The organism is Aulosira sp. FACHB-615, assembly GCF_014698045.1.
GTDB lineage: Bacteria > Cyanobacteriota > Cyanobacteriia > Cyanobacteriales > Nostocaceae > Nostoc_B.
The window spans coordinates 20573-42573 of the sequence record NZ_JACJSE010000021.1 but is presented as its reverse complement, the minus strand read 5'-3'; the positions used below and the strand labels follow the sequence as shown (position 1 = coordinate 42573).

General features: G+C 37.0%; 19 protein-coding genes. 10 read left to right on the top strand and 9 right to left on the bottom strand.

What is annotated here, in order from left to right; genetic code table 11:
* Positions 1 to 67: 67 nt before the first annotated feature.
* The 4 genes from H6G77_RS25190 to H6G77_RS25175 all read left to right on the top strand — a co-directional run bounded on the left by H6G77_RS25190 (position 68) and on the right by H6G77_RS25175 (position 3207).
* Entirely contained in the window at positions 68 to 259 is a 192-nt protein-coding gene (locus tag H6G77_RS25190) for a hypothetical protein (RefSeq protein ID WP_190873036.1), read from the top strand.
* Between the two features lie 471 nt (positions 260 to 730).
* Positions 731 to 1390 (top strand): hypothetical protein, encoded by a 660-nt coding sequence (locus tag H6G77_RS25185; protein ID WP_242049300.1) that lies wholly within the window; start codon positions 731 to 733, stop codon positions 1388 to 1390.
* A gap of 331 nt (positions 1391 to 1721) precedes the next feature.
* The gene (locus H6G77_RS25180; RefSeq protein ID WP_190873035.1) at positions 1722 to 2324 is read left to right on the top strand and encodes a hypothetical protein; all 603 of its coding nucleotides are present in this window, start codon (positions 1722 to 1724) and stop codon (positions 2322 to 2324) included.
* A 370-nt stretch (positions 2325 to 2694) separates the two neighbouring features.
* Complete coding sequence (locus H6G77_RS25175; RefSeq protein ID WP_190675398.1) at positions 2695 to 3207, top strand: hypothetical protein; 513 nt, start codon at positions 2695 to 2697, stop codon at positions 3205 to 3207.
* 77 nt (positions 3208 to 3284) lie between these two features.
* Here H6G77_RS25175 and H6G77_RS25170 read toward each other — a convergent pair whose 3' ends face one another.
* The 5 genes from H6G77_RS25170 to H6G77_RS25150 all read right to left on the bottom strand — a co-directional run bounded on the left by H6G77_RS25170 (position 3285) and on the right by H6G77_RS25150 (position 15923).
* Positions 3285 to 4691 (bottom strand): AAA-like domain-containing protein, encoded by a 1407-nt coding sequence (locus tag H6G77_RS25170; protein ID WP_190590215.1) that lies wholly within the window; start codon positions 4689 to 4691, stop codon positions 3285 to 3287.
* A 644-nt stretch (positions 4692 to 5335) separates the two neighbouring features.
* A complete protein-coding gene (locus tag H6G77_RS25165; protein ID WP_190873034.1) occupies positions 5336 to 11128 on the bottom strand; it encodes an AAA family ATPase in 5793 nt (1930 codons plus the stop codon).
* Between the two features lie 155 nt (positions 11129 to 11283).
* Positions 11284 to 12486, bottom strand: a complete 1203-nt coding sequence (locus H6G77_RS25160) for a hypothetical protein (RefSeq protein WP_190873033.1) — start codon at positions 12484 to 12486, stop codon at positions 11284 to 11286.
* 42 nt (positions 12487 to 12528) lie between these two features.
* On the bottom strand, positions 12529 to 13614 hold the full coding sequence (locus H6G77_RS25155; RefSeq protein ID WP_190873032.1) for an amidohydrolase family protein: 1086 nt from the start codon (positions 13612 to 13614) through the stop codon (positions 12529 to 12531).
* Positions 13615 to 13625: 11 nt separating this feature from the next.
* Complete coding sequence (locus H6G77_RS25150) at positions 13626 to 15923, bottom strand: TOMM precursor leader peptide-binding protein (RefSeq protein ID WP_190873031.1); 2298 nt, start codon at positions 15921 to 15923, stop codon at positions 13626 to 13628.
* A gap of 359 nt (positions 15924 to 16282) precedes the next feature.
* Here H6G77_RS25150 and hppD point away from each other — a divergent pair, with 359 nt between their 5' ends.
* The gene (hppD, locus tag H6G77_RS25145; protein ID WP_190873030.1) at positions 16283 to 17311 is read left to right on the top strand and encodes a 4-hydroxyphenylpyruvate dioxygenase; all 1029 of its coding nucleotides are present in this window, start codon (positions 16283 to 16285) and stop codon (positions 17309 to 17311) included.
* A gap of 306 nt (positions 17312 to 17617) precedes the next feature.
* On the opposite strand, the gene H6G77_RS25140 is transcribed toward hppD, so the two are convergent.
* The gene (locus H6G77_RS25140; RefSeq protein ID WP_190675386.1) at positions 17618 to 17938 is read right to left on the bottom strand and encodes a multidrug efflux SMR transporter; all 321 of its coding nucleotides are present in this window, start codon (positions 17936 to 17938) and stop codon (positions 17618 to 17620) included.
* A 387-nt stretch (positions 17939 to 18325) separates the two neighbouring features.
* On the opposite strand from H6G77_RS25140, the gene H6G77_RS25135 reads away from it, so the two are divergent.
* The gene (locus tag H6G77_RS25135) at positions 18326 to 18775 is read left to right on the top strand and encodes an Hsp20/alpha crystallin family protein (RefSeq protein WP_190590208.1); all 450 of its coding nucleotides are present in this window, start codon (positions 18326 to 18328) and stop codon (positions 18773 to 18775) included.
* Between the two features lie 110 nt (positions 18776 to 18885).
* Here H6G77_RS25135 and H6G77_RS25130 read toward each other — a convergent pair whose 3' ends face one another.
* The 3 genes from H6G77_RS25130 to H6G77_RS25120 form a co-directional block, all read right to left on the bottom strand.
* On the bottom strand, positions 18886 to 19464 hold the full coding sequence (locus H6G77_RS25130) for a hypothetical protein (RefSeq protein ID WP_190590207.1): 579 nt from the start codon (positions 19462 to 19464) through the stop codon (positions 18886 to 18888).
* Positions 19465 to 19765: 301 nt separating this feature from the next.
* On the bottom strand, positions 19766 to 19972 hold the full coding sequence (locus H6G77_RS25125; RefSeq protein ID WP_190590206.1) for a hypothetical protein: 207 nt from the start codon (positions 19970 to 19972) through the stop codon (positions 19766 to 19768).
* A gap of 101 nt (positions 19973 to 20073) precedes the next feature.
* A complete protein-coding gene (locus H6G77_RS25120) occupies positions 20074 to 20478 on the bottom strand; it encodes a hypothetical protein (protein ID WP_242049299.1) in 405 nt (134 codons plus the stop codon).
* 241 nt (positions 20479 to 20719) lie between these two features.
* On the opposite strand from H6G77_RS25120, the gene H6G77_RS25115 reads away from it, so the two are divergent.
* The 4 genes from H6G77_RS25115 to H6G77_RS25095 all read left to right on the top strand — a co-directional run bounded on the left by H6G77_RS25115 (position 20720) and on the right by H6G77_RS25095 (position 21993).
* Entirely contained in the window at positions 20720 to 20941 is a 222-nt protein-coding gene (locus H6G77_RS25115) for an addiction module protein (RefSeq protein WP_190590205.1), read from the top strand.
* On the top strand, positions 20941 to 21237 hold the full coding sequence (locus H6G77_RS25110) for a type II toxin-antitoxin system RelE/ParE family toxin (protein ID WP_190590204.1): 297 nt from the start codon (positions 20941 to 20943) through the stop codon (positions 21235 to 21237). Before H6G77_RS25115 ends, H6G77_RS25110 begins: the two co-directional genes overlap by 1 nt.
* Before the next feature lie 106 nt (positions 21238 to 21343).
* Positions 21344 to 21739, top strand: a complete 396-nt coding sequence (locus tag H6G77_RS35865; RefSeq protein WP_242049298.1) for a hypothetical protein — start codon at positions 21344 to 21346, stop codon at positions 21737 to 21739.
* Entirely contained in the window at positions 21736 to 21993 is a 258-nt protein-coding gene (locus tag H6G77_RS25095; protein WP_190675384.1) for a hypothetical protein, read from the top strand. Before H6G77_RS35865 ends, H6G77_RS25095 begins: the two co-directional genes overlap by 4 nt.
* Positions 21994 to 22001: the final 8 nt, after the last annotated feature.

The window sequence follows — 22001 nt, the reverse complement described above, 5'->3', positions numbered from 1 at the left end:
ATCGCCTGATCTTGTAGGGTGCGTTAACGAAGTAACGCACCACCCCCATCATTAAATTCGGTGGTTTATGCCCTTGGCTAACCTACCCCTAAGTTTTATAGCGATCGCCCGACAATATGGGCGATCGCTTTTTTGTCGGGGAAGGTGCGATCGCCTTTTTTTGTGTTGTGGAAGTGCGATCGCTTTGTTGTTGATTCAACTGGGGCGATCGCCTGAATGTTTGCCTTTGAAGATGCGATCGCATATTGTTCTTAAATAGACATTAGTATTTTATAGATGCTTAAAACCTATTTTAGTGCTAATTTTTACATGGTTATAGGTGTTGGTCTCCCTGAATTTAACTGAATTTTCAGAGTCCTGAATTTAACTGAATTATTGAATTGAAAAGCCAAGCATACTTGAAATATGGAATTGCAAGTGTTGTTCATCTGATTCAAAGCTAAGTAATAACACAAAATTAATTACACACATTCTCTTGCTGTTCCCCGTTCCCTGTTGCCTACCTTTTTGTGCAACTACTTATGACACATCAAAATCTACCTACTGCCACAGTTTTGTAATCGCTGTTAAGGCTACCTGAAATTTTTTGTGTAGACTCTTTTACGCTTTTGAAAGTTACCTGAACGAAAAATGTAAAATTTCGTGTAAACATTCAAAATGTCTGCAATTTTTAGATTAAAAAATACCAGCGTAATTCCATGTATATAAAGACACGGAGGATATTAATTCCATGAAATCTCTAGCTAAAATTTTTGTTGCTTTTTTAGTGGCTGTAACCATTGCCTTTGGTGGTTTTTATGATCATGCTAATGCTGCGTCTTACCCTTATTACGATGACTATGAACTCTCTGAAAATATAGAGCTGAACCGTAAAACCCCCATCCCCATCAGTGTCAGCATAGATGCGAATCAAACTATAGACCAAATAATAAACCTCGTACACTATTCGCAAAAGTTTGTTATTGAGGTGGCTAACCAAACTAAATACCCTTTAATTCGTGTAGGTACTTACAACGATTCATCAAATTGGCCTGTTGGTGATGTTAGTGACTTGCATTTAGTCGGAGAACAATTTAGTGGTACTTCTGTTGGTGGTAGCTTTTCTTTTGCGGCTAACTATGCAATTGGAGACACTGGAAAATATGTACAATTTGCTGCTTCATGGCCTTATATAGGTTCCAGAAAAATTCACCTCAAAGTAATTAATCAAACTGGTAATGAGCCAGCAAAAATCGCTTGGAAGGAAATGGATAATGCAAGTGATAAAAATCTCAACAACGATCCTTTTCAAGCTCGTGCTTTTATGGCACAGAAAGGCGACTCAGTTATCTGGGTCTATAACGTGCGGAACCTGTGGTCAATAACTAGATTTCCAGGTGGGCTGAAATAAACAGACCATAAGGAATTGCTAAAAGGCTTGTGGTATCACTATTCTTTCTTTTTCCTTTTGACTTTTTACTTTTGCCTTGTTGTACTAGATAGATAATCCCAAGGATAAAGCTCAATAATTATCTTTTTGCGGTTCGTGCTAACCTCAGATATAACGATAACTTAATCATGTGTTTGTCTGAAATTCAAGTAACAAAATTATAGACTTTGTTGCTAACAGACTTCCTCATATATCAGGATGAATCTATCTGTAAAGGGGAGTTATTTCCCCTTTTTTTAATTTCAATTGAGATGAAATAAAGCACTTAATTTTAACTAAGGATGTCTAGATAATGGAATCTCTAATTAAAACTTTTCTGACCTTTTTACTCGCTATCAGTATTGCCTTTAGTGGTTTTCATGTTCATGCGAATGCTGCACTTAAATCAATCGCTTTAGACCAAGCTCAAGTTAGTTTATCTAGTGATTTACATCCCGCAATTCAGCCAAATGAAACTTTAGAAATACCAGTGAATACATTAACCTACAAAACTGCGCTTGAGATCGCCAACAAAACTAAATGTGTCCTTAAACGTGTAGGAGTTTACAATAATTCCTTAGATTGGCCTATTGGTGATGTTATTCCATTGCAGTTAGTTGGTCAAAAATCTAATGAAGATACTTTTTCTTTTGCAGCCAATTATCAAATTGACTGTGGATTAAATGCAGAAAAAAGAAATGTACAATTTTCAGCTTTATCAGGGAGTGATGGTCAGAAAAAAAGCAATATTGCCGTCCTGAATCAAGATGGAAATCAGCCAGCAAAAATCGTTTGGGATGAAATGACAAACTATAATGAAAAATCCATCGATAATTATCCTTTTAAAGTTCATACTGTCATCAAACAAAAAGACCAAACATTTATTTGGATCTATGAAGTTACAGATAAAAAATAGCTTTACTTTCGTGATCTAATCTGGCAATGCAGAAATCGCTTTTTTGTGAAGTTTAGACTCTAGTTGAATTGCCGTTCTTTATCTAGAAATTAGATTTTGTCAGACATTAAATTTGGCTGATGATGTAACTCTTTTGCCTCAACTAAAAACTTCAACATATCAACATCTACCTACTGCCACAGTTTTGTAATTGCTGTTAAGGCGACCTGAAATTAGCTGACATTTTTTGTGTAGACTCTTTTACGCTTTTGAAACTTACCTTAATGAAGATGTAAAATTTTGTGTCAAGATTCAAAATGTCTGCAATTTTTAGATTAAAAAAATACCAGCGTAATTCAATGTATATAAAGACAGGGAGGATATTAATTCCATGAAATCTCTAGCTAAAATTTTCGTTACTTTGTTATTAGCTGTAACCATTACTTTTGGTGGTTTTTATGGTCATGCTAATGCTGCGCCTAAAAAGAATTTCATTGAGGTAGTTAACAAAACCAAGAGATGTGTTCTTAGACCTCCAGATACTTACAGTAATTCCTCAAACTGGCCCATTGATCAGGTTATACCATCGATGGTAATTAGCCGAGAAGTTATTAATAGGACTGATTTTTCTTTCGCTGCTAATTATAAAATTGAATGTCAAGAACCAATGAGAAGATATGTACAATTTGCAGCTTCATTAGGTCTTGATGAGCAGCCAAAAATCAATGTTGCAGCCATTCCTATTGAGGGCAATCGGCCAGCGCAAATGGCTTGGCTAGACATGGAAAATTCTAATGAAAAATCTATCAAGATTCGCCCTTATCAAGTTCATGCTGTGATTGAGCAGAACGAAGAAAAAATTATCTGGAGGTATGAGCTGACAGCAGAATATGACTTTTTATAATTTTGTTATAAGGGTTTCCAGGTTTGTTATCATAGTGTCTCCAATTAGGAGAAGCAATTGGGGTAAATTTAGGGAGATTAGTTGTTCAACTTGATAGAATTTCTAATCACATCACTAAAATAACTACGATACAATTGACAACGTGGCTCTACTTCATTACCTACCAGCTTTACCAAACCCATACTCTGCAATTGATAAGCTGAGATGGTTTCCAATCTAACTGGTTTCGTCGAAGTAACCACTTTTTCAAATGCTGCCATGAGTTTTGGTTCATGTTGTAAACTCAACCAATATTCTCGCAAATGATGACGATAAATACCTGCATCTGTTACCGCCTCTGCTAATAATTGTTCCAGGGTGATATGGGGATAAGTTTTGAGATGAGAAAATGCCTGCTGCAACAGATAAGGATGACCACCTACCAATTGCATTAAGGATTCTATTAATAGTTCATCTCCAACTAATCCATATTGCCCTGCAAATTCTTGTGCCTGATCTCTAGTTAGTTCTGGTAATTCAATGGGTAATCCTACATTAAAAGGTGATTGATTAATATTCAAGCGAATATAAACATCCGTAGCATGAGCGATCGCTATCCGGAGCTTTTTCCAATTTGGACGACTTCTGGCTTTTTCATACCAAGAACGCAACAACCCAAAAAAGTCTTCATAAACTTCAGGATAAGGGAAAAGCGCATCCACGTCATCTAGGTAGATAACTAGGGGACTTTCATTGGCAGGCAAGAGGTATTCTTCTAAATAAGTTGTGCAACTTACCTTAGCACCCATACCTTCTTCATCCCAATACTGATCTAACTGATTGGGTAATTTGAGTTCTCGGCTGAGATTGAGACAAAACCAACGCAAAAATTTATTCAGGTTAGTCAGATGAGTTTGCCGATCTGCCATCTCTAAACTTAAACTAGCCGTCCGATAGTTTTCTTTTGCCACTTTACCTAACACTCGTTCCATGAGGGAGGTTTTACCCATTAATTTAGGTGCTTTAATCCGAATCAGAGAACCAGGTTGTAACAGAGTTTCATAGCAGAGAAATTCAATTGCTAATCGCTCCACATATAATTCTGGAACAGCTAAATTTTGTTGACTTTGACGTAAGCAGGTCGCTGGTTTTGCTGCTTTGTGAGTGTGATTTTCTTGTATATTTTTAGGAGTTATTGATTCTGGGATTTGTAAGTAAGATGGGGAGTTAAATGTATTATCCCAATTCCGTTGCAAAGCTTCTTTAAAGTTACTTTTGCGGACTTTTTCTCCCAGAGCTTCTGTGAGCAAATTCCAGAGCTTTGGTGCAACATCTTGACTAATATAGCTTGTTGCATACTGATGTCTAGCTGCAATTTGATCGTATGCGTATCGTTCCCAAGCTCCTTTAAGGACAATGATTTCAATGTCACTTAACTTTCTACAGAACTTAGTAAAAACTGCTTGATTAGCAATTTTAACTGCCTCATCTAAGTCAAAATACATAGCTTTTAAGTGTAAATTTTTACTAAATACGATTTTTTCTGACTTGAAAGTAGTGTTAAAGGTTGTTTAAAAAGTACTTTACTATGATTTTATAAACTTTATTCTTCCTTTATAAACTCCTCAAAAAGTCCACTTCAAAAGGAGGGGCTTCGCTCATAATTCCCCCCTTTTTTCAGGGGAGCTAGAGGGGATGAACAAGCGTTTCAAAACACAGCCAACTACTTTTAAAACATCCTCTGAAAGAAAACAGGTGTCAGCCTGTGCTGAGTAGGATCTCGTTATTTATGTATCACACAATGCTTACTTATGTAATCTCTGCCATGCTATTGATTATTTCATCAATAGCTATGTTCATAGCAATTCCCTCCCTTGTGGACATAACAGACATAGTATTAACTTCAACACTGGTCGATAAGATTCCAGAATTGTCTTGATCTGATATTACACAATGTTGGAAGTGCGATCGCATTGATAATTTCAGTGTTTTAGTTTGTTTTGGACTGGCTAATTTTAGATACTATTGACCTATAGTTTTAATAAGAATTACTCTATATGTATAAAAATATAATTTCTTTATCCAAATAAATTACCTGAAATTTCTCAGAGGAAATTTGTAAGAAAACTTTGGCTTTGATAAAAATTAACTATAGATTATCTTCAATCCAACTGTTATTAAAAATCGATTCGTAAATCCGGTTGTGGATTTTTAAATAACCTTGTTGCTTAATCAATAAGCCGGATAATATCAATTCTCTTACTTCCGGCGTTTCTACTGCACTCAGTTGTTTTAACTGCAAAACTTGTTGATATAGTGCTAATATTTGACTAGTATCACACTCTCCTTTGAGAATGCGATCGCGTATTGTCCTTAAATGTTCTGGTTCGTCTTGGGCTTCCCAGTCTTCGATGATATTTGTGCGGATTAAATTTTCCACCCATGCCTTTTCAGTTTTCTGGGGGACAGAAGCCGATACACTGCGAATTATCTGGCAAATCTTTTGAGTTAAAAATGGTTGACCATTAGTCCAGGACAAAACTTCATTCAGCACGGCTTGGGGGTTACTCACTTTGTCTGCAATTCCTTGCAGCAAGGGTTGGGCTTCATGTTGTTGGAAGCCATACAGTTGAATTGCTTGACCAATATTGAAAGGTGTTCGACGATAATCAGTAATTAAATCATTAGGAGTGGCAACACCAAATAAGGCAAAACATAACCTTTTATACTGGGAATTAAGACCACGCTGGTTATAACAAGAACGAATGAGTGAGAAGAAGTCATTAACAGCAAAATCTAACCCTAAAACACTATCAATTTCATCTAAAAAGATCACGATTTGAGGTTGTGTATTCTCTGGTAATTGTACTTCTTTTAATAAAACTTCCTCAAAAAATCGACTTAATCGCTGTACAGGAGCAATATCCAAGCGGTCTTGCCACCAAACTTTTAAATTAACCTTGTCCAACAAGTCAAAAGCTTGCCACAATTCCACAGTTAATCCTTTATACCATTGTTCTGGGGTAATGTTTTCGTTGCCTATTCGCGTCATATCTATAGCAGCACAACAAAAACCCTTTTCCTGTAAATGATGCCTCATCCTTACCATCAAACTGGATTTCCCCATCTGTCGAGTATTCAGGATATAACAAAATTCTCCACTTTTTAATGCTTTATAGAGATAACGGTCTGCGGAACGCACTACATAAGTAGGCGCATCAATAGGCAAACTACCACCTACTTGATAATCATAGGTTGAAGCTTCTTCAGCACTTTTGAGCAGAGCATTTTCAAACTCTAATTTTTCTTGAGTGGCTTTGAGAATTTCTAGGGTTTGTGATAATTCTTGGGTACGTTCTTCTACTTTTTCTTCTAGGGTGGTGTAGAGACGAGAATTTTCAATAGAAATAGCCGCTTGGCTAGACAGGATATTTAAAACTTGGACACGATCTGGCGTAAATGCCCCTGTTGTGAGATTATTTTCTAAATATAAAATGCCGCTCAGTTTCCCTTGAGTGAGTAAGGGAATACATAGAATTGATTTGGATTGAGTGGCGATAATGTAGGGGTCACTGCTAAATTGTCCCTCATTGACGGCATCATTAAGAACTACATTTTCTAGAGTGCGAGCCACATAGTTGATGATGGTAGTAGCCAGCAAAGAAGTTTGAGTAGAAACGGCTGGCGAATATATGGGAATAGACTGTAGGATTGTAACTTCATCAGAATCAATTGTTCCTACTGCTTCAATTACCCAACTCTCATCAGAATGCAAAAGCAAAAAGCCTTTTTGTGCGCCTGCATTCTCAATCATAATTCTCATTAGCTTCGCCAGCAACTTACTAAGAACAATTTCCTCAGCTAGAGCTTGGGAAGCTTTAATAACTGTGCTTAAGTCAAGTAATTCTCCATGAGTATCAGTAACCGAAATAGTTGTACTAATGCTTTTAACTTTTCCTAAATTGGTCGTCCCAGTCAAATATTGTGGATATTCATCTTCTAATTGCTTGATTTTAGCTTTAGCTCCCCAGAGAGTATAACAATAGTAAGCATTTTTCAGATATAATTGCCCAATTTCTTCCCTACCTAGTTGTAAATAAAATTCTGCTGCTCGTTCATAAGCCAAAGCTTCTTCATGGATAAATTCATATTTCTTAGCACCTTGAATAGCTCGTTCATACAGTTCTTCGGCTTGCCAACTCTCTCCTAAAATTCTTGCTTTTTCAGCCGCCACTAAATTATATTTATGTTGAAAGTTTTCTGGGCAATTTTGAGACCAGATTTTCATACTCTCCTGATTTTTATCTACTTGTTTGAGAAATTCTGCTTGCTGTGCGACATCACAGCTATGATAAGCAGCAAGAAAACTCAGAGAAGAATAGAAATTATGTTGAGGTGCTGTTAAAAATGAGCTAGAAGCTTTGACATACTGTTCCGCCTGCATACCATTAGCAGCAGCATAAGTATAATCCTTGAGAAGATAACAGTAAAATGTCTTTGTGAAATAAACAAACAATATTAACCATTGACTGTTACTCTGAATCCACTTTTCTAAATATTCCTGTTCTTCAGTGATATTACTACCTATTATCAACTGATTAGGAGTCTCGACACTAAGTAATTTACTGGTTAATTTATAAAATATTTCTGTCAGGAATATCGAGAATTGTTGCTGGAGATTTTTGATGGCTACAGAATATTTTTGGTAATCCTGTTCAACCTCTGCTAAATTTTCTCCCCCAAATAATCTGATCAAACAATAATTTATCGCTACATAAGAAGCAAACTCATTTTCTCCTGTATCTATACCTACTTTAAATCCATGTATTAATTTATTTTGTGCAACTACATTCCTGAGATGCTCTCGCCAATGCCAGATTTGTCCATAATACATCTGTACAACAAAGGCTTCAAGTTTACTAATATTAGAGCTTTCTACTAGCTTGAGAGCTAAATTGCCAAACCTATAACCATAATCAACATCTTGTTTGATGCTACATAAAAGCATTCCATAAGTACTATATATATAAGCCGCATTCGGTGGATTACCATATTTTAAGCAGAGATTCATCTGTGCTAATATAATCTCTACAAATAAAGGAAAATTTGTCGTATGTGTAGCAGAAACAATTTGTTGTAGTATTTGAATAACAGCTATTTGATACTGATCTGTCATCACAGGTAATTGATGTAGATATTCAATATTTTTTCCCTGTAAGAATGTTTGAATTAAATTTTGTTGTTGTTCAAGTTTCTTTTCTATATCGCTGTGTTCTTGGACAATATTTGTTCCCAACTTGCTTAAAATCTTCATGGCAATATCTATTGCCTGATTAGCTTGAAATGTCGTGTAATAATAAAGTATTTGTAATTGATAAACTTTGGCTTCATCGAGAATATTTTGGGCTTGTGGCAAAATAGTGGTAGATAACTCCTCAAATTGCTCAAATTTAGTGTTCAAGTACAGCAATTCTAGAGTTTCTATATGCAGTTCCCATGTTAATGTGTACTGATCATACCAGCTATTAGCTGTTAAGAGTTTTAATCCCGTCTCTAGATATTTAAGTGCAGGTTGATAAGCTGTTGATGCTTTAGCTTTTTTAGCTGCTTGCAGATTTAATTTGGCTAATTCATCCTGCTCAAATTGCTCTGTGATTAATTCTGCTCCGGCGTTGAGTTGGTTCACAATATTAAAAATATTTTCTTCTAACTCATCTTCTGGAGTGTTTTTCAGCAACAGACGGCCGATTTGCAGATGAATAGCTCTTTTCTCGGCTGCTGAAATTAGACTATATGCTGCTTGCTGAACCCGATCATGGGAAAATTTGTAGAGGATAGATTCAGGATACTTGGGAATAAAAGCAGATGATATTTCAGCCGCATCATTTGATATTTCTTCCTGACTCCATAGCAGAGGGATTTGATAATCCTTACTTAAAGGAATAATCAATCCTGCGTTGATAGCTGGTTCTAGTGCTTGAGCAGCAACTGTTTGAGATTTGATACTTACAATAGCCAGTATTTCTAAATTGAATTGGTTACCTATACAGGCAGCTAATTTTAAAATATTCTGGGTATTATTAGTGAGTTTTTCAATTTGACTGACCATGAATTCAACGACATTATCAGTTATACCTACACTTTGAATTTGCTCAATATCCCATTGCCAAAATCCTCGTTTACTTTCTGTTTGAGTCGGAGTAATTGCAGGATGAGTAAAAAATAAAAGCTTTTCCTTATAAAATCCTTGTAATAATTGCGTCAAGAAAAAAGAATTGCCATCGGTTTTGTGAGTAACTAACTCTGCTAGAGAGTACGAATATTCTAATGAACAATTTAGAGTATCAGCAATTAATTGATTAACATGATTGATAGCTAAAGGTTGCAGTTTGATTTCATTAACTGTAATTTCTGTCTGTTTAATTTGCTCTAAGGTTGTTATTAAAGGATGAGTAGGGCTGACTTCATTGTTGCGATATGATCCTATGATCAATAAATATTGTTTGTTAGCATGAGTTATTAATTGCTCGATTAAATTCAAAGATGGTAAATCTGCCCATTGTAAATCATCAAGGAAGATAACTAAGGGATGTTCTTTTTGGCAGAAAATACCAATAAATCTGGCAAAGAATAAGTTAAACCGAATCTGGGCTTCAGTTGCTCCTAGTTTTTCAATAGGTGGCTGTTTACCGATAATCTTGTCTAGCTCAGGAATTACATCAATGATGATTTGACCATTATTTCCCAACGCTGTTGAGATTTTATGTTGCCAATTTTTTAAAGTTATTTCCGATTCACTGAGGAGTTGATGGATTAAGTGTTGAAAGGCTTGTGTAATTGCTGCGTAAGGAGTAGTTCTTTGCAACAGGTCAAATTTTCCCTGAATGAAATATCCACGTTGGCGTGTAATTGGTTTGTGAATTTCATTAATTAAGGCGGTTTTGCCAATACCTGAATAGCCAGAAACCAATATCATCTCAGTAGTACCTTGGCTGACTCGCTCAAAGGTAGTTAATAGTTTGGTGATTTCCTGTTCTCGTCCATACAGTTTTTGCGGAATATGAAACTTGTCGAAAATATCCTGAGTTCCTAAAGGAAATTGAGAAATCTGTCCGCAAGTATTTAATTGTTGCAGACAAGTTTCTAAATCTGCTTTGATTCCCCAAGTACTTTGGTATCGTTCCTCTGGAATTTTTGCTAGTAATTTCATGACAATATTAGATACTGTCAAAGGAATAGAGGTGATTAGTTCATGGGGTGTTGTCGGATGTTGCGCGATATGACAATGAACTAACTCCATCGGATCATTAGTTGCAAATGGGAGTTGATTGGTTAATAATTCATAGAATGTCACACCCAAAGAATAAAAATCACTGCGGTAATCTATGCCTCGGTTCATTCTACCCGTTTGCTCTGGGGCAATATAAGCTAAAGTTCCTTCTAATTGATTGATGTGCCAAACTGTCTGATTTTCTGCGGATAAACGGGTAGAAATGCCAAAATCAATGATTTTTAATTGGTCAGTGCTTGGATTATAGACTATGTTGCTAGTATTAATGTCTTTGTGGATAATATTGGCTGTGTGTATGGCTGCTAAACTTTCTGTAATTTTGATGGCAAGGGTGAGAAATTCTGGTAGTCTATATCGATGCTGAGAGATTAACATTTTTAAAGACTGACCACCAAAGTCTTCTAAAAGCATTACTAAACTATTTTGATATCGCTTTAAGTCATAGGCTTTAATAATTTTATCTGAGTTAAAGGAACGAATAATTTCATATTCTTGTTTATATCGGGTTAATTCTGTGGGAGTGGGGTAGTTTTCTTTCAGAATTTTGAGGATAATTGGTTGGTTTTCTGGCTGGAGAATACCTCGATAAACTAAGGAGTTAGCACTTTCGTATATTTTCTCAGTTTGTTGATAATGGATTATGCTATTCATAGATAATATGTAATGGTGTAAACAATTTCATATTTGGAATCAGGGCTTTAGGACTAAAGTCAAGTGAAAGATAGATAATTTTAGGGGCGCAATATATTGCGCCCCTATCTGTGTAGGTGATGTCAAAGAGAAAGCTTGATAATTCTCGGATACCTCTAACTACAACTTAGTGGTATGTAAGGAAAAGGAGGAGAAAAATACCGCACATCGACTAAATACTCTTCGGGGTTACCAGAGCCTTTTCTCTTATGAAAAAATGGAATTGATGTTGCATCTTCTGTCTGTGGATCATCTTCAGCATCAGCCCAGGCTTTAATATCATCAATATTGAGATTATCTGAAGAAGGTATTGGGGGATAGGGAATAATGGCTTGATAAGCAATAGAATTATTACCAGGACTTAGTGACATTTCAATGATATCGCCTTTAAAGGTATCCCAAGATACTTCTAATCCATACTTCATTACTATTTCACCTGTACTCAAAATCGGTTGAGAAACCTGGTGATAACTGACTATTTCTCCTAGTTTACTGGTATATTTTCCATCTTTATCCACCCCATAATATGCTTGTCCTGATAGCAATAAGCCTAAAGCGATTCCCTGCCAAGCTCTACTATTAGGTAAAACCAAAAATCTAGTTTTTTGAGTGTCATATTGAGATTTAAGTGGGTAGTATATATCAAGGTTATCTGGTTCTAGATGGTCAGAAGAGGTATTTTGATCAGATAGGAAAATTTCTCTAGCGATCAGACCATCCAAAATATCGATTTTATCGCCAACAAATTCATGCCATTGACCTTCAGTAAAACAATTCCATAATTTTCCACAATTCTGTTTTTTTGCGTTTAAGTAGGCATACCAGGTTTTAGCAATTAGCTGGGATGTTTTGCGAGTGTGTAGTAAAGTTCGGATTGGTTCATAAAAATTATTTAGTTCAATGGAATGACTACCTAGTAAATCTTTGAACGAAGTTCCAGTATCTAGACATTTTCTAGTCAAGGTATCTATAAAACCTTTTGGAAAAACTACTCCAGGCGAAGGTAAGTATGTGCCTATATTGATATTTTTATCCTGATAATCCGGAGGTTTAGGATAAGAACTCAGCCTTTCTCTCGTTTTCTGATCAAGCTGATAGTCAGAAAAATATATGCCATCTGTGGTATTTTCTGGTCTAATTCTTTGTCCAGCTACTATTGTTGTACGTATGAATTTACCCCTAGTTTGATCAGGGATGGGTTCAACTAATAGTATTTGATAATAGGCATTTTTGTACCAGGAGCCAGCTTCCATTGCATCTGCTCCGCTACCTATATGTATTTCTTTGTCTATTCGATTTTCGTTATTTGCGTCGGACATTAATGATATTCTCCTCTGAGTATTAACAAACTTGAGAAAATTTCAAGCCAAACCGTAAAAGCATCTGGGATTATCCCAAACAATCTTCTGCACTGTTTCTGGAGATAACTGCGCTTCAAGCTCTACAACTTTTTTCACAATGTCCGGTTGATGATCCATGTGGGGGTAATCAGAACCGAAAATTAAGTTATCTGAACCGATGTACTCAATAACTTGAGATAAGTAAGGTTCAGCAGGTTCAATGGCAACAAAACACTGACGATGGAAATACTCTGATGGCTTGATGCTTACATGATTTTTTACCTCCCAAGATAAATTTTGGTACTCTTCATCCAGTCGCCAAAGCCAGTAAGGAAGCCAACCACAGCCAGACTCTAAAAAAGCTACCCGCAAATGAGGGTGACGTTCTAACACGCCTCCTTCAATCAACGCTAATAATGCCATCATCTGTTCTATGGGATGAGAACAAGCGTGCATGGCAAAACGAGTATGAAATCGGTCTGCACCTGTGGTTGGTAAGCGGCTGTGTGTTCCTTCATGAATTCCCACAGCTATATCTAATTCCTCGCAGGCTGTCCAAAATGGCTCATAGGCAGAATCGCTCAAAAGTCGTCCTTTGACGGGGTTAGGGCGTAAAAAGACAGATTTCCAGCCAAAATCAGCTATGCGATGTAGTTCTGACACCATTTGCTCTGGAGCGTGAAGATTAATCGCGCCTACTCCTTTCAATTTGTCTGGAGCATAGCTACAAAATTCTTCGTATAACCAAGTGTTGTAGGCGCGGGTAAATGCTCCTACAACTTCTGCTGGCATACTATCAATGGCGAAGAGCCACAATCCATAAGTGGGATAAAGAAAGGCTATATCAATCCCCATCTGTACCATTGCTTGCAGGTGAGATTCTGCATCGTAGCGATGAAAATAAGCATGGGGATGAGCCTGCATCATCTGGCGATTTCCCTCTTCCCGCATCTGTTGGGATATCTTTTCTGCAATGTCTTCGCCTTGAATTTTCATGTCTGGCGAGGGTGCAAAGTGCTTAAATTCAGGGGCGAGATATTTAGCCCACATCTGCGGAGGCTCAATCACATGGGCATCAGCATCAATAATTTTGTATCCGTACAACATATATACTTACATTACATCCACATTGGATAGGGGTTGAGTTGTTCTTCTGTCAGAGGCTGTTGCAACCAACCCATTTTTACGGGAACATCATAAAGCCTTCCTGAACCTAAACGTTTCCACATATGGCGCATTCCCGGTACAATTACTTTGGCTACTCTCAGTCCAATGTCAGGGCGAGTCTGATCGAGAACGAGCATTTCTAGACCATTTTTTTCCACTATTTTTTGGCAAAGCTTGACATCTTCTAGGAGGTCGTTACTGGCCAGTTGGGGATAATCTGTATAGAGTTTAGGAGTTTGTTGATTAGGAAGTAGATAAGGGTGGTTGGAAACATTCGCAGATTTCCACCATTCAATAGCGAGGCGATCGCCAAATGAGGGATATTGAGTGCTACCATCCGCATTAGCTAACAACAAGTTCGGTAGAATTTGGTTAACTTCCGTTAAAGCTCGACTAATTGCCAGTTTTGGATCAAAATGAGCGCCATATCCCAGGATAATATCTTCTACATATTGATCAGTTCTGCGACTAATCGCAGCAAAAGTAGGAATATTTAGGTCATTAGTAATATCTAACACCCACAATTGCCTGTCAATAGCTTGATAATATTTATTTAAATTTTCAAAATAAGGCTCACAAAAACTCTCTAAATTTACCAGAGGTTTTGGCAAGCGATTGTACCACCATAAAGCTACACAATCCCGTTCAACTAATTCCATAAATCCTTGAAGAATAGCTTCTTCGAGGGTATTACCTGCCGCACAGCCATTGGAGTCTGCCCAACAATCTGGTTGATCTTGGGGATAGCCATAATAGCAGTAAGCTGTTGGTAGATATTTGAATTCTTGATTGGTTAAAGACCAAACTGGTGTCCAGTCTATTTCTCTGTCTATATCAAAGGGTGGGGGAACTTTTTGAAACCAACCTTCACACTCAGTATTCCATTGCTCCCGATGCTGATATTGCTGTTGACTAAAATTCATACAAGCATTAGGATGAATAGCTTTGTCTCCCAGTTTTTGGTAACTGCTTTTGTGTCTGATTTCATCTCCCTGAAATACCCCAGAATATCTCTCTATCGCTTCACAAAAACCACTCGCCTGGGCTTGAATATCTGTTTTTCCTTTGCCTGCACTCCTGCCACCAATATTTTGACGTAAGCTATGCAAATCATCAAAAATACTTTGAAAATGATGCTTGGCAATATATGTATGCGTCAACCCATTTCCTGGTATTTTCGTTAATTCTCGGACAATACCTGTAATCGGACTAATATGATGTTGATATTTTCTGAGAGTTTCTTGTGGTGAACAAGTACGATGTCCGCCGTCATAAATAAAAGTTTTTTGGCGATTTTCTAAAACAATAGGTAGGGGTTGTTTGTCTAATATCTGGGCTTGATCTCCACAACTAGGACATTGGGGACGCTTGACAAGGATGTGTTCTTGGATTTGCAGTGTCAAAGTATCGTATGTGATGAGAGTCCCTGCTAATCTTTGATTTTCACCTTGCACAATCCACTTAAATATTTCTGTCGCCACCATTCCCAATACTGTGTGGATTGTAGAATTTAAAAATCCCAATGGAGGAGATAAAGAAATTTGTTTGTGTCTGTGAATGAAGCTGGCGATCGGTCTATTATGCCGTAAGCGAATTGCTAGACATTCCCAACATCCTGTTTTGTCTGGCTCAAATATCGGCCCTATCCACGGAATTGTTCCTAAAGGATTGACTAATAGCCAGGGAGTGCGGGAATGTAAAGCTTGTTTATTAAATTCTTCTAGTTCAGGATGCAGGTAATCATCAGTTAATACTATAGTGACATCTCCAGTATCTACTATTTGAATACCCAAAGATTTAAGGATGACAATTAACTCATTGTGATGAACAGAACCACAAGTTTTAACAGTAACAGATACTGATTGCAATCTTTGAGCAGCTAGTGTAGGCTCAATATTCAGATGATGGCAAAAGATAGCTAAATTTGCAGGTAGTGAGTCATGCTGTTCTACCAGATGACCTTTTTGTTGCATTTGAAATAAAGCATATTGAGCCTTGACACTAACCTCAAGCAGATTTTCAAAAAAATGACTATCTTCAGGAGATAATTGTTGAGAGCTAATGAGTGATAATTGAATGATGTCAATAATTTCATCAAGACTATAATGGTTTTCTTTGATTAAAGCAGCTATTTGACAAGAAAGCAGATCATTTAATACAACTTCTTCTCGTTCAGACAAAAGAAGTAGTTTATCCATTTCTAGTATTTCAATAAGGTAAGCAGGATTGAAATATAATTTGCTAATCATTGTTTTTGAAAAGAATCAATAAGAACCTTTAAGATAGTGTTTAAAAAGTTGTTGGTTATAATTATTAGTATTTTTTGATACTCTTATTAACTATTCGCCCAAATATTACCAAAATTTTGGGCTATTTTTTCAGCTTTTTCTTAAGATTTAAGACTTATGATAGGATTCTGATTTGATTTCTAAATTATCGGTTGAGGTGGGGAGTAATCAAATTAAAGTCCTATTATGCCAGTTCTTGATTATTTAGGTGTAATTATGTAAGATGCTTAAATAATTACTGCTTAAGAAGGACTTGATAATCTAGCGAAAAAGGCAAAATTTACACATAGATAAGCTCTCATGCTAGATTTTCAGGATTTATGGAAATTTCTCACGTTCATTTTTATGTAGAAGATGCTGCGGCTTGGCGGGATTGGTTCGTATACTATCTGGGATTTGCCGCCGTTAATAGTGGAATAAGTTCAGCACACACTTGCACTGAAATGGTGCAGAGTGGTGCTATTTGCTTTTTGCTATCTTCACCATTATTGCCGACAAGTCCGGTTGCCGAGTTTTTGCGCCTCCATCCTCCTGGGGTGGCGGATATTGCTTTTACTGTACCAGATGTGGAAGTTGCGATCGCGCAAGCAGCAGCCCAAGGTGCGACCATCTTAGAACCCATCCAAGAATATGCCGGCTGTAGGTGCGGTAAAATTGCGGCTTGGGGTGGGATGACTCATACTTTGATGGAAAAATCAGCCGGTGTGAATTGGGAAGCACGCGATCGCCCCATGTTTACCGCCATTGATCATTTAGTTTTAAATGTACCAGTTGGTGAGTTAGAGCCTGCTGTGGCTTGGTACAAAAACGTTTTAGATTTGCAACCACAACAAGCATTTAAAATTAAAACCGATCGCTCTGGATTGTACAGCCAAGTGCTAGTTTCCCGGAATGGCAGTGTACAATTACCAATTAATGAACCAACTTCTCCTAATTCGCAAATTCAAGAATTTTTGGATGTGAATCACGGTGCAGGTATTCAACACATTGCGTTGCGAACATCAAACTTAATTAGTGCGATCGCCCAATTACGTAGCCGTGGTTTATCTTTATTGTCGGTTCCCCAGACTTACTACTCCCAGTTAAAAAAGCGGACAGAATTTCCCTTATCACCCTTAGAATTAGAAGCGATCGCTCAACAAGAAATTTTAGTAGATTGGCAAGCTAATACCCAAAACGCATTATTACTGCAAATTTTTACTCAACCTATTTTTGGACAACCGACATTTTTCTTTGAGTTTATTGAACGACGTTTTCAAGCACAAGGTTTTGGCGAAGGTAATTTTCGCGCTTTATTTGAAGCCATTGAAAGCGAACAAATAAAACGTGGAACTTTACACTTTGAATAAACAACTAGTTTTGCTGATTGCTGCCAAGTTGGCTACATATACCTGAGCATCACTGCTAAATTATGAATGGGAAATAACTTGCGGGCTTGATGAGCCAAGTTTTACTACACTACATGCTAAAGCATTAACAACGGACGGTTTAGGTTGGTTGCTTATTTTGCTTACTTTTTTTGAGAGATTGCTACTGTTTTTCTGGTAGCGATCAGCCTCAAAATTCTTTATCTCGAAAAGGACAGATATAACAGGAAGTCCTTGTTGATTACTCCTATCCTCACCTCATTCATCTTGTAATGAATGAGGGCTTTTTTATTTAGTAGAATTTACACCAATCACACCAATAATAATTAAAGCTATTGATAAAAATTTCACCAGAGACATCGATTCTCGAAACCAAATTACACCAATCGTAGCGATGACAGTTGTTCCTAAACCAGACCAAACAGAATAAGCAACGCTGACTTCAATTTTTTTGAGAGCTAAAGTTAAAAAGCTAAAACATATTCCATAACAAACAAAAATTAATACTGAGGGAATAGTTCTTGTAAATCCCTCAGACAATTTCATAGAAGTTGTCCCAGCGACTTCAAATAATATTGCTGTAATGAGATAAATCCAACTATTTATCATATTTATTGATTTATTACAAGATGATAATGGGAATATGATTTTGACAATCAAACAGAATGAATAAAAACTATATAATTTATAAATTATAGATTTCTGCTATTTTGATAACATTTATCCTCATCTGATTAAATTTGCCAAAATTATGTGAATCACATACCCTAATTCTTCAAAAAGTCAGAGATATATCAATAATTCAAATTTATATTCAGTTTACCACACCTCTATTATGGGGGTTTACCGTACTACTAACAACATTCGGTAATCATGATGAAATTGGTGCTAAAAACCGAATTTACACCCCTGGATCTTATGAATACGATAAGAACAAAGCAAATGATTTAAACCTAAATCAACTACACAAACTGAGAAATTAAATGAGGTGGGAATATGACACTCGTACGTTGGAATCCTTGGCAAGAAATCAACACTCTCCAAAGACAAATCAACCGTTTATTTGAAGAAGAAATGCTACCATCTACTTTACTTGATAGAACCTTGGCAAAAGTTCCGGCTGCGGAATTACAAGAAACTGAAGAAGCAATTCATCTCAAACTAGAATTGCCAGGAATTGAAGCCAAAGACTTAGATGTGCAAGTGACTGAAAAAGCTGTCTATGTTAGCGGTGAACGTAAATCTGAAACCAAAACAGAAGGCAAAGGCATTACCAAGAGTGAATTTCACTATGGTAAATTCCAACGCTTGATTCCTTTACCAACTCGCATTCAAAATACCAATGTGACTGCTGATTATAAAGATGGTATTTTGAATTTGACATTGCCTAAAGCTGAAGACGAGAAGAAAAAAGTCGTCAAGCTAAATCTAGAATCTATTGGCTAAAAATTAGAGACGTTGCAACACAACGTCTCTATTCACATCTCGTACTGAATCATATCCCCGACTTGTTCAAGAAGTCGGGGATCTTGTTGTTCACGAATAGTTGAAAACTGTTACAAACTGCGATTTCTACCGGATGATTCTTTTCTGTCCATAGGAAAAACTTCAAAATCGAAAGTTGCAATCAGACGGTCATCAATGTATACCTGTATTTTATGTTTACCAGGAGGATCACCTGCTGCGATCGTCCAATAGTTTTGAATCACACCATCATTCGCTATGGTTTTGCGCCTCATTACCGACTCTGTACCGTCAGCAGAGACTGAAAAGTTTTCACCATCATCTGTAGCCCAAGTTTCTGGGGGTTTTGGCAAGCGTAAGACTTCTCGCCATGTAACTTCGCCTTGGTAGTCTTTGAGTTGAATCCGCCACCCATATTTACTACCTTCTTGTAGTGGTACTCTGAATGTGGGGATGAAGTTAACTTTACCTCTAGCATCAACTCTCGCTATCCCAAACTCAGCTTTATCAATCGCAATCGGCTTTTTAGTATTGCTTGCTTGAGAAATAGACCGAGATGATGCTGTTTTATCGGCGGCGATCGCTACTTTAGCATTGATTGGCTGAGAAGCTACCAACCCGGAAACTAGCCAAGAAGAAGTTAGTACAACTATTGCAGTCCAAATTCTCATTAGCAAAATTGTTGGTCATTTACTAGTACTTATTCCCATCCTCCTACCTGGCTTCCGGGTTTACTCCCAATAAACAGGCAAATTGGCAGAATAAATATTGAAGCATTAATAATCAGTTTATAGTTAAATTGACAACATCAATTCAAGTAATTAAAAATACTTTTCTCTCCAGCAACTTAGCAGAACTGCAAAAACTATCATTACAATTTGTCAGTGTAGGTGCTAAATGTGCATTGATTATTTTTAATACGGAATTTTTGATATGTAAGCAATTGCTGACAGTAGGCAATTTGCTAAATAATCATTGCTGCATTACACGTTGCGATCGCAAGTGTAGCAGAGATAAAAATTCTGCCAACTCAACTAACCCTTCGGCTTCCCTTTGTTCTGCATGGGTAAGCATTTCACCTGTATCTTGGCGATCAAGTAGAACTTGAAGACGTTCTTGGACAGCTTCGGGAAGTTTGAAATGAGTTAGTTCAACTGGTATCTCGATAATTTCAGGCATACAAAGTATGTCTTGTAAAATTGCAAGCACTTCTAGAGCTAGTGTAACTCAATATTCTTCAGAGAATCGCCAGTGGTGATTTGGTGCGATCGCATCTGTATTTAAAGCTCTTCTACAATCACACCGCCTGATTTTAATAATTGAATGGCTTCCTCTTTTTGCATCCTAGCAGTGGCGATGAGGTCTGACCCTCTACCTAAACGATGAAAGACTCGCAGAATTTTCCCGTTCTCATCTTCTATTGTGACCAGAAAATTTCTTGTCGTAGTCATCACTCTACCCGCTTCTATAATTTCAACTCCTTTGCTTCTTGTCTGAACTACAAAGACTTGTCCTTCTTCCAGAACATCTCTATCAACAATTTCATCAGCAGCTTTTGAGCTATTAAGTACAGAATTTGCTGTATCAAAATCAGAAGAATGCGCGGTAGAAATTTTTACAAGTAAACTACTAGTCAGAACTATCATACTTGCAAGCGGAAGTACGTAAATCTTTGAAATAGTCATTGATTTTTGTTGTTTACTGAGTAACTGATTCTTGTATAACGTAAGTAAGATAGTCTACGCAATGTATCGTGCGATCGCTCTCGTCCAAAATATAGAGTAATGATACAAGGTTGATGTGCTGCTATGTTAGATTATGGTTACGGTGTAAGCACAATTCAGCTTTCTACAACCAGCTATGCGGTAAATTGAACAGTTATAATTTGACTTATTACTGTGAAAATTTCCATTTGGTTTGGTGAGTATGGATTTTACAGCCACTTTAAATGAGATTAAGACCCTCACTATTGAAGAACGCATTCGTCTTGTGCAAGCTATTTGGGACAGCATTGCAGCAGAACAGAGTTCCCCTGATATTACAGAAGCGCAAAAACAAGAACTTGAGCGCCGGATTAACGATTACGAAGCTAATCCAGATAATGTTATGACATGGGATGAAATTAAAGCTTCAATTAAAAGACAATAATGGATTACGTTTTAGTATTTCGTCCAGAAGTTCGTGATGAACTCGATGAGGCGTATAGTTGGTATGAAAATCAGCAAGCTGGACTTGGCGATGAGTTTTTGGAATGTGTAGACGATCTTCTAAATAGAATTTGCCAAATGCCAGAATCTTATGCTGTTGTCTATAACGATATAAGAAGAGCTATTTTACAGCGTTTTCCTTATGCTATTTACTATCGAATTGTCTCTAGTCGAATTATTGTAATAGCAATTTTTCATGGGCGAAGAAATCCCACAATTTGGCAAAAGAGAAATTAGCAAGTTACTTTTATTGAATGGAAAAATTACTATTTATCGCCTGCTGTGATTTTGTGCGATCGCGCTAAAATATTGCTTAGAAGCTGAATGCTAAAGGATGAGCTTAATGTCAATTGTTGTTACCCTTAGCCCAGAATTAGAAGCATTACTACGTGATAAAGCTGCTCGCCAAGGTCAAGATATTAGTATTGTTGTATCTGAGTTACTAGCCAGTGTCCTAGAGTGGGAAGTGCAGGAGTCACAAGAGGCTGTACAAGGTATTCAAAAAGGATTAGATGATTTTGATGCAGGAAGTTTTCGGTCTTTTAATGAGTTGGTGATTGAACGTGCTGTGAGTCAATTTTCACCAGAAGAACTATCTGCTTTTCGTAATTGGTTTGCAGAATTTGATGCTGCTATTTGGGATCAAAAGTTTGAGAAAGATGTACAAACAGGAAAGCTCAATAATCTTGCTCAGAAAGCATTAGAACATCTGCGGAAAGGACACTGTACGGATCTGTGATACACAAAGCAACTCCAGACTTTTGGTATCACTACCGACAGTTACCACGCAATATTCAGGAACTCGCTGATCAGTGTTATGCTTTACTCAAGCAAGATCCCTGGTATCCATCACTGCATTTCAAGAAAGTAGGGAGTTTTTGGTCTGCAAGAATTGGCTTACACTATCGGGCATTAGCTGTTCAAGAAGATAACAAAATAGTTTGGTTTTGGATTGGCTCACATTCAGAATACGATAAACTTCTAGGGCAGTAGCACAAAAA

Excerpts from the sequence above, each read along its gene's own strand:
- H6G77_RS25155 (WP_190873032.1), bottom strand. The coding sequence starts at position 13,614 with ATGTTGTACGGATACAAAATTATTGATGCTGATGCCCATGTGATTGAG.
- H6G77_RS25120 (WP_242049299.1), bottom strand. The coding sequence starts at position 20,478 with ATGACTATTTCAAAGATTTACGTACTTCCGCTTGCAAGTATGATAGTT.
- H6G77_RS25110 (WP_190590204.1), top strand. The coding sequence starts at position 20,941 with ATGGATTACGTTTTAGTATTTCGTCCAGAAGTTCGTGATGAACTCGAT.
- hppD (WP_190873030.1), top strand. The coding sequence starts at position 16,283 with ATGGAAATTTCTCACGTTCATTTTTATGTAGAAGATGCTGCGGCTTGG.
- H6G77_RS25175 (WP_190675398.1), top strand. The coding sequence starts at position 2,695 with ATGAAATCTCTAGCTAAAATTTTCGTTACTTTGTTATTAGCTGTAACC.
- H6G77_RS25150 (WP_190873031.1), bottom strand. The coding sequence starts at position 15,923 with ATGATTAGCAAATTATATTTCAATCCTGCTTACCTTATTGAAATACTA.
- H6G77_RS25125 (WP_190590206.1), bottom strand. The coding sequence starts at position 19,972 with ATGCCTGAAATTATCGAGATACCAGTTGAACTAACTCATTTCAAACTT.
- H6G77_RS25160 (WP_190873033.1), bottom strand. The coding sequence starts at position 12,486 with ATGTCCGACGCAAATAACGAAAATCGAATAGACAAAGAAATACATATA.
- H6G77_RS25115 (WP_190590205.1), top strand. The coding sequence starts at position 20,720 with ATGGATTTTACAGCCACTTTAAATGAGATTAAGACCCTCACTATTGAA.
- H6G77_RS25185 (WP_242049300.1), top strand. The coding sequence starts at position 731 with ATGAAATCTCTAGCTAAAATTTTTGTTGCTTTTTTAGTGGCTGTAACC.
- H6G77_RS25130 (WP_190590207.1), bottom strand. The coding sequence starts at position 19,464 with ATGAGAATTTGGACTGCAATAGTTGTACTAACTTCTTCTTGGCTAGTT.
- H6G77_RS25135 (WP_190590208.1), top strand. The coding sequence starts at position 18,326 with ATGACACTCGTACGTTGGAATCCTTGGCAAGAAATCAACACTCTCCAA.
- H6G77_RS35865 (WP_242049298.1), top strand. The coding sequence starts at position 21,344 with ATGTCAATTGTTGTTACCCTTAGCCCAGAATTAGAAGCATTACTACGT.
- H6G77_RS25165 (WP_190873034.1), bottom strand. The coding sequence starts at position 11,128 with ATGAATAGCATAATCCATTATCAACAAACTGAGAAAATATACGAAAGT.
- H6G77_RS25190 (WP_190873036.1), top strand. The coding sequence starts at position 68 with ATGCCCTTGGCTAACCTACCCCTAAGTTTTATAGCGATCGCCCGACAA.
- H6G77_RS25140 (WP_190675386.1), bottom strand. The coding sequence starts at position 17,938 with ATGATAAATAGTTGGATTTATCTCATTACAGCAATATTATTTGAAGTC.
- H6G77_RS25170 (WP_190590215.1), bottom strand. The coding sequence starts at position 4,691 with ATGTATTTTGACTTAGATGAGGCAGTTAAAATTGCTAATCAAGCAGTT.
- H6G77_RS25180 (WP_190873035.1), top strand. The coding sequence starts at position 1,722 with ATGGAATCTCTAATTAAAACTTTTCTGACCTTTTTACTCGCTATCAGT.